The sequence below is a fragment of the Pseudoalteromonas sp. TP27 genome (assembly GCF_056470645.1).
In genome coordinates, this window is the sequence record NZ_JARDAK010000056.1 from 1 (window position 1) to 3208 (window position 3208).

Below are 3208 nucleotides of genomic sequence, written 5' to 3' on the forward strand. Positions count from 1 at the left end.
TATGCGAAAAATTCTAGACGCTCTAAATAATAGTGGAATGTACGGACCAATAAAGGAGTGGTCTCTAGACATGCTCTCTAAGAAAAAAAGAGACCAAATTGGTGACACGCTCATTCGTACAGCCATTAAAAATTACAATCCAAATGATCAGAAATTTGAATTTGAACTTCATGGTGAACTTTGCAAAGCAACAGTAAGGGATACATGGGATGATGGCTCCGAACTTTCCGTTAAAGTAGAAATAGAAGAGGTTGGGAACCTGAGTTTGCTTGTCAGTGGCTTTTACTATCCAGAGCAAAACATCATTGAATCCTCAGAGCCCAAGGGTAAACGAGCAGTTGCTGAAAAGTTCTTGTAAATCAGTAAATTTTTAATGAGTCGAAAATATTATATTCGTGAACAGCGACAGTTATTCATGGAAATAGTTTTTTGACTCATTACCTGATTTCTTTAACATTCACTCCAATAAAAGTCATATAAATCAAAATTATAATAATTTAACTGATTGAACGATCAAATTATCTAAAGTTCAATTTAGCCCGCTTTCATTTTATCAGGAAGTGCTTACATGCCAGTAGAATTTCTCACTAAAGAGCAAAAACAACAGTATGGTTGTTTCACTGATATACCGAATGAGTTGCAGCTAACTCGTTACTTTCACTTAGATGAATTTGATTTGGTGTTAATTAATAAGCATCGAGGAAAACATAATCGATTAGGTTTTGCTCTACAACTGGCTTCAGTACGCTTTCTTGGCACATTCACGCTCGAATTTGAAGGCGTTCCTAGAGAAGCATTACAATTTATCGCATCTCAACTGAATATTAGGAATATAGAAGTACTGAAAAGATACTCGTTGCGAAAGAATACTCAGTGGGACCACCATCGAGAAATTAAACAGGTTTATGGATATCGGGATCTTAGCAATATATATGGGATTTCGTCTTATTCGACAATTGTATAGCCGCGCATGGATAGCGAATGAGCGCCCGAGTGCTTTGTTCGATTTTGCAACATCGTGGTTAATTGACAATAAAGTGTTATTGCCTGGTGTCACTATATTGATCCGCTTAATCGCAGAAACAAGAGATCGTGCTGATAAACGTTTATGGAAAAAGCTCGCATCAATTCTCACAGAAGAGCAAAAATGTGCGCTATATACACTATTAGAAATAGATCATGATGGTGGAAAACAATCTCGTTTAGAGCGCTTGAGAAAAGGCCCTACGACTATCAGTGGCCCATCATTGGTATCGGCGATCCATCGGTATGAGCATGCGCTTAGTTACCCTATATCTAAAGAGGCTTTTGAGGCGCTACCTGAAGCACGTATACAATCTGTCGCTCGTTATGCAATGACCGCCTCAGTTTCTCAATTAGCTCGTATGCCAGAGGATAAAAAATTATCGATACTACTGGCATTCATCCATACGCACCGGTTAACTACATTAGATGATGCGATTGATATTTTAGATATGCTGATCACTCAAATGAATGCCCTTGCTAAAAATATCGGACAGAAAAAACGGCTGCGTACATTAAAAGATCTTGATAAATCAGCACTATTATTATCCCAAGTATGCACTCTATTAATCGATGACAACATCGGTGATGAATGTATCCGTGATACGATATTTCAACGTTTTTCTAAACAACAAGTTACCCATTCACTCAATGTAGTAAAAGAATTAGTCAGACCGGCTAATGCTCCCTATCATCAGGAGCTTGTAGAGCAGTATGGCCGTGTGCGACTTTTTTTACCTGCGCTACTCAATAAAATTCCTTTTAAGGCGTCACCGTCAGGAGAGCAACTGCTAAATGCCTACCGCTATTTGAAAGAAAGGGGCATCAGTAATAAACGAATATTAAAAGACGCGCCGACCGATATAGTGAAAACCACGTGGAAGCATTTAGTTTTTCAGGAGGATGGCCATATATCAAAACAAGGTTATTGCTTATGCTTTCTTTCAGAGCTTCAAGATGGTTTACGACGACGAAATATTTTCTTAGAAGATAGCAAAAATTGGTCTGATCCTCGCTCTAAGCTGTTATCCGAAGAGGCTTGGAAACAAACTCGACATCATATTTGCCGATCATTAAATTATGCTGTTGAGCCTCAAGGCGCTCTCATTCAATTGAAGTCTAGGTTAGATCAAATGTTTAAAGAGGTTGCTTCTCGTTTCCAGAAGAATAGCCAAGTGTCGGTTGAAATAAAAGACAGTAAACCTCGTTTGAATATATCAGCGCTTGAACCGAACAGGGAGTCGTTATCGACGACTGAGCTGAGACGACAAACGACTAAACTATTACCTAAAGTTGATTTAACAGAATTGTTAGTTGAGATTAATGCTATCACTGGGTTCACCAAGGAATTTACCCATGTCAGTGAGTCCAAAGCCAGAGTAAAAGATATTGATATCAGTATCTGTGCTGTTTTGATTTCTGAAGCTTGTAATATAGGTTTAGAACCTTTAATTAAGCCGCAAATAGCAGCACTAAGTCGCTCAAGGCTTCAGTGGGTAAAACAAAATTACTTACGTTCCGAAACACTGCTTAAGGCGAATACCCGTTTGGTTGATAACCAAAGTAAATTGTCTATCGCTCAGATATGGGGAGGTGGGGAGGTTGCTTCAGCGGATGGGATGAGATTTGTAACCCCAATACGAACCATTAACGCGGGTCCTAATAAAAAATATTTTGGAGGATCTCGAGGAATAACTTGGTACAACTTTATGTCTGATCAGTACAGTGGCTTTCACGACATAACAGTTACGGGAACTCTGCGTGATTCATTGTTTGTTCTTGAAGGATTGCTAGAGCAAGAAACCTCTCTCAATCCTGTAGAGCTGATGACAGATACTGCTGGTTCGAGTGATCTTATTTTTGGGTTATTTGCTCTACTTGGTTTTCAATTTTCCCCTCGATTGGCCGATGCGGGCTCTTCAACATTATGGAGGTTTGATAAATCCGCTGACTATGGACCACTTAATGACGTTTCTGGCAGCATTCTAAAACCGGAGCGTATTACAGTTCAGTGGGATGAAATGATGCGAGTAGCAGGATCTTTAACATTAGGTAAAGTAAAAGCTTCCGAGCTAGTTAGATCATTATTAAAAAGTGATAAACCATCAGGGTTAACACAAGGAATTATTGAGTTAGGGAGAGCGAATAAAACGCTCTATTTACTCAAATATCTTGATGATGAGGA

2 protein-coding genes and 1 pseudogene are annotated in these 3208 nt (G+C 38.9%); all 3 read left to right on the top strand.

All coding sequences use genetic code 11. The annotated features are described in order from the left end of the window. On the top strand, positions 1-358 hold a 358-nt coding region (locus tag PX700_RS21680), incomplete at its 5' end, for a hypothetical protein (protein WP_479521912.1). Positions 359-568: 210 nt separating this feature from the next. Further along, the gene (locus PX700_RS21685) at positions 569-964 is read left to right on the top strand and encodes a DUF4158 domain-containing protein (RefSeq protein WP_479521913.1); all 396 of its coding nucleotides are present in this window, start codon (positions 569-571) and stop codon (positions 962-964) included. 37 nt (positions 965-1001) lie between these two features. After that, a pseudogene (locus PX700_RS21690) lies at positions 1002-3208 on the top strand (Tn3 family transposase); the annotation flags it as partial.

Excerpts from the sequence above, each read along its gene's own strand:
- PX700_RS21685 (WP_479521913.1), top strand. The coding sequence starts at position 569 with ATGCCAGTAGAATTTCTCACTAAAGAGCAAAAACAACAGTATGGTTGT.